At 40.1% G+C, this 5,107-nt stretch carries 3 protein-coding genes; all 3 read left to right on the top strand.

Going from position 1 to position 5,107, the window contains the following annotated elements; all coding sequences use genetic code 11:
- Positions 1-461: FecR family protein (locus tag AC1DPZ_RS21490; RefSeq protein WP_477407278.1), on the top strand; the 461-nt coding region annotated here is incomplete at its 5' end.
- Between the two features lie 277 nt (positions 462-738).
- A complete protein-coding gene (locus tag AC1DPZ_RS21485; RefSeq protein WP_477407276.1) occupies positions 739-4,167 on the top strand; it encodes a TonB-dependent receptor in 3,429 nt (1,142 codons plus the stop codon).
- Between the two features lie 23 nt (positions 4,168-4,190).
- Positions 4,191-5,107, top strand: a 917-nt coding sequence (locus AC1DPZ_RS21480) for a RagB/SusD family nutrient uptake outer membrane protein (protein WP_477407274.1), incomplete at its 3' end; no start/stop codon positions are given.

Raw genomic sequence — 5,107 nt, 5'->3', positions numbered from 1 at the left:
CCCATATGCCATTTAGGGTGAAGGTTAACAACACCGTAGTTGAAGTTTTAGGTACCCATTTTAATATTATGGCCTACAACGATGAGGCCGTAATGAAAACTACTTTGTTAGAAGGCTCGGTTAAAATAAGCAATAACCAAAATACCAGTATGCTAAAGCCTGGTCAGCAGGCCCAGCTAAACCAAAACGGGCCTATAAAAGTAATTGATAATCCCGATGCCGATGATGCTATTGCCTGGAAAGAGGGGATCTTTCAGTTTAGGGATGCTGGAATTGAAGCTGTTATGAGGCAGGCTGCCCGTTGGTACGATGTACAGGTAAGCTTTGCCGGCAAATTGCCCTCTAAAGAATTTACCGGGAGGATCTCGCGCAATGTAAAAGCATCAGAATTAATGGGGATGCTTAAATATATGGGTATCAATTTTAAAATAGAAGACAGGCACATTACGGTATTGCCTTAGCATACATCGCCCAAATAAAATCTAAATAATAAACAACCAATTGTTCACTTTAAACAACCCTATGATGGAAGAAATACAAAAAATAAGTTAGCCCAGGGAGGGACCCATTGGTAAAACGGTTTATCAAATGTTGCAACACGCAAGTTGGCAACGCCGAAAATCCGGCCAAAAAGAAACCGGGAAGTATTCGCAGTACTTACCCGGCTAATGATCTGGGTCCCAAAAAAATACAATCCACGAATCGAAAGTAAATGTTTAACCCAAACTCTACAAACTTATGAATTTTAATTCTAAGGCCACGCCTTTGGTATGGCCCCAATTATCCAAAATAATTTTAGCTATGAAGCTAACGGTTATTATTATGGTAGCGGTACTTACCAATGTGAGTGCCAAAACCTACAGCCAGGTGGTTACCCTGCATCAAAAAAATGCAACGGTCGAAAAAGTCCTGAGATCAATAGAAAAACAAACCGGTTATCATTTTATGTATGATAAGCAGGATGTTTCCAAAGCCACATCCATTAATATCGAAGTCTCGGGTGTATCTCTTGAGCAGGCACTTGATATGGCTTTTAAAGATCAGCCTTTGACTTACAAAATATTCGACGAAACCATCGTGGTTAAAAAGAAGGATATCGTTATCGCTGCGGTTGCTGATATAAAAGTATCCGGTACTGTATCCGACGCCAAAGGGCCGTTACCTGGCGTAACCGTTAAGATCAAAGGATCTAATGTTGGCGTGCAAACCGACGTAAATGGTAAGTACACATTAAATGTACCCGAAAACGGAACGTTGGTATTTAGTTTTGTTGGTTATACAAGTCAGGAAGTGCCTGTGGGCGGTAAATCTACTTTAAACGTTTTGATGGCAGAGTCGCCGAAAGCCTTAAGCGAAGTGGTTGTAGTAGGTTATGGTACCCAAAAACGTGTTGATTTAACGGGCTCTGTTGGTAGTGTTAGCGGCAAACAATTGCAAGATAGGCCGCAAACCAATCTTGAGCAGGAATTATCCGGTAARATTGCCGGTGTAAATGTATCAACAAACTCTGGAGCACCAGGTGGCGCTACCAAAATACGTATACGCGGTTATAGCTCAATTAACACCAATACCGATCCTCTGTATGTGGTTGATGGCGTTGTTTGGACAGAAGGAGGTAACTCCATTAATCCTAACGATATTGAAACAATAGACGTTTTAAAGGATGCATCATCAACAGCTATTTATGGTACACGCGGTGCAAATGGTGTAATATTGGTAACTACAAAAAGAGGCAAAAAAGGGGGCACAGTTAGTTATGATTCGTACGTTGCTATAAATCATATGGCTAAAGAATTGCCGGTATTAAACTCTGCTCAGTATATGGCCATTGAAGATCTATCATACGCCAATATTAAAAAATATGATCCCACAGGCTGGGCAGCAGGTAAATATGCCGACCAGGATCCTGTAAAATTACGCACCCCGCTTATCGGTAAATTATTTGACTCAAACCTGAAGCCACTATATGACGTGGATTGGCAAAAAGCAACAACCCGTACATCCGTTAGTCAAAATCATAACCTTGCCTTTACGGGTGGTTCTGATAATATTAACTACGGCTTGTTCCTTAATTATGCTGATGACGAAGGTATTATTTTAAACAGTTACCTTAAGCGTTATAATGTACGTTTAACTTTTGATAATCAAATTAAACCATGGTTAAAAGTTGGGGCCACATTAAACTACAACAATCAGGATAAACGTACCGCCGATGACGGTACCGGAGGTAACAATATCCCCCGTATGTTAATTGAAATGGTTCCGTTTATTCCGATTAAATATCCTAACGGAACCTATGGAAAGCGTACCGATTATCCGAATTTAGAAGGCGGGGATAACCCGGTAGCACAGGCAAATGAAATAGAATCGCTATATAAAACACGCGTTTTTAGCGGTAACGGTTATGCCAATATCAGTATTTTGCCAGGGCTCGATTTTCGTAGTGTATTTGGTGCAACAACATCGGCCAATTATAACCCGCATTTCCAAAGTGGTTTGGTAGGTGGGCCTGCAGCAAGCCAAACATATAGCTCAGCATCAATAGATGAGGCTAACAATACTTACTGGCAATGGGACAACTATGCAACGTACAATAAAATATTTAATAAAGTACATTCATTAAATGTGGTTGCAGGTTATGAAAAAACAAGTTTCCAGCAAACGGGGGTGTATGCATCAACCAGTAACCTGGCCGATAACTATTACCAGTATTATAACCTGAGTGCCGGCTCAATTCCTGCTATACCGCGCTCAAATTATCTTGCATATCAGTTTGAATCAATTTTTGGCCGTCTAAATTATGGGTACGATAATAAGTATCTGTTAACAGTAACAGGCAGAAGAGATGGCTCGTCGCGTTTTGGTACAAACGTAAAAAACGGATTTTTCCCGTCGGCGGCAGTGGCCTGGAGAGCTTCACAGGAAGATTTTCTGAAGGATAATAAAACTATCTCTGATTTAAAATTCAGAGTAAGTTATGGCTTAACAGGTAACTCAGAAATTGGTTCGTACCAGTCGCAAGCCCAAATAAATACTACTAACTATGTATTTAATAATGCACAGGCGATAGGTACCCAGCAAACTACTATTGGTAATGAGGATTTGTCATGGGAAAAAACATCTGAATATGATTTAGGCGTTTCATTCGGTCTGTTCAACAACCGTATTACTGTTGATGCCGATGCATATCTGAAAAGAACCAAGGCGCTATTGCTTAATGCTCCGCTGCCAGAAACAAGTGGTTTTACCAGTGTGTATAAAAATATAGGCAAGTTACAAAACAAAGGTATTGAGTTAACCATTAATACCGTTAACGTAAAAACAGATAACTTTAGCTGGAACTCAAGCTTTAATATATCATTCCTAAGTAACAAGGTATTGCAATTAGGAGCATCAAATGATGATATATTTCTTCGTCCAACTTTCCTTTCGCAATTTAACCTGATGCGCGTAGGTTTACCTGCCGGTAGCTTTTATGGTTACAAAGTGTTGGGTACATGGGGAACTGCCGAAGCTTCGCAAGCTGCGGTATTTAACAAATTACCAGGCGACCTGAAAATTCAGGATACAAATGGCGACGGTAAAGTTACATCTGCCGATAAGGTGATTTTGGGTAAATCTTTACCTGATGGTTATGGCACATTTAGTAACACTTTCCGTTACAAAGCAGTTGATTTGGGTGTAGATCTGCAATTTAATTATGGTAATCAGATCATGAACTTAACCCGTCACTCAGGTCAGGATCGTACAGGGCAGGCCAACAGCTACGCCACTGTATTAAACGCCTGGACACCAACCAATCAAAATACCAGTATAGCAGAAGACAGACCGGCTTATGTTTATTACCAAACAGAGATATATTCAACAAAAGTTGAAAGCGGTAGTTTTATACGCGGCCGTGCGGTAACACTGGGGTATAATTTCCCTGAATCAATTACGTCTAAATTGAAATTGAGCAGGTTAAGATTATATCTGCAGGGACAAAACCTGTTTGTGATCACAAAATATACCGGATACGATCCTGAAGTTTCTACCTATAACAACAATACCTCATACACGCAAGGTACCCAGGGTCAGAATAACACCAGTAACTTCACTCAAGGCATTCAGTTTTATGATTATCCAAAACCAAGAACTTTCTTGTTTGGATTAAATGCTAGTTTCTAATTTAAACGTTAAAACATACTATTATGAAGTTTAATTTAAAAAAATATCGGATCGGTTATTCGTTACTGATTCTTACCATATTAATAAGCAGTTGCAAAAAAGACCTTATCGAACAAAATAAGGGTGGTTTTGTGAAGAGTAATTATTTTACTACTGCAAGCCAGGCACAAACTTTTGTTAATGGTATTTACCAAAAACTTTACCTGTTTCAAAACGGGGACGCTTATGGCGAAAGCCCTTTTATAACAATTGAGCTTTTTGCCGGTCATACCACATCACTTGGCCAAAGTGTGAACAACAATAATGTTATAAATAACCGTACAGATGCGGTTAACCCGGGTTTTGAGGATGTATGGTCAAATAGTTATAATGCTATTTCGAATGCCAATATAGCACTTGCCAATATTCCGGCAATTGCTCCGTTTGCCGATGCTGATAAAAAGAAGTTATTGGGCGAGGCTTATTTTTTAAGGGCATTCTTTTATTATCACCTGGTAAGGTTATACGGCGATGTGCCTTTGATTACTGCTCCTGTAACTATTAGTAGTCCAGATCTTTATCCGGCACGTGCGGCGACTGCTGCGGTTTATGATCAGATCATCAGCGACCTTAAAGCCGCGGAGGCATCGGGCTTACCCGAATCAGATAAAACCGGCAGGGTATCGTTAGGCGCGGTGCGTACTTTATTAGCCAGCGTTTATTTAACCACTGCAGGCTTCCCGCTTAAAAAGACCGAAAATTATGCTTTAGCCGCTGCAGAAATTTTACCGGTTATAAATGGTACTGCTTATACCCTGTTTGATAAGTATGATTATTTGCATGACAATGCGCACAAAAACCAGGGCGAACTTATATTTCAAGCCAATTACCTGGTTGGTGTATCTACAAATGCAATTCCGCAGTTAACATTGCCTTTTAACTTGCTGGTTGGTGCATATGG

Source organism: Mucilaginibacter sp. P4_G9 (assembly GCF_056400985.1).
This window is presented reverse-complemented; position numbering and strand designations above follow the sequence as displayed.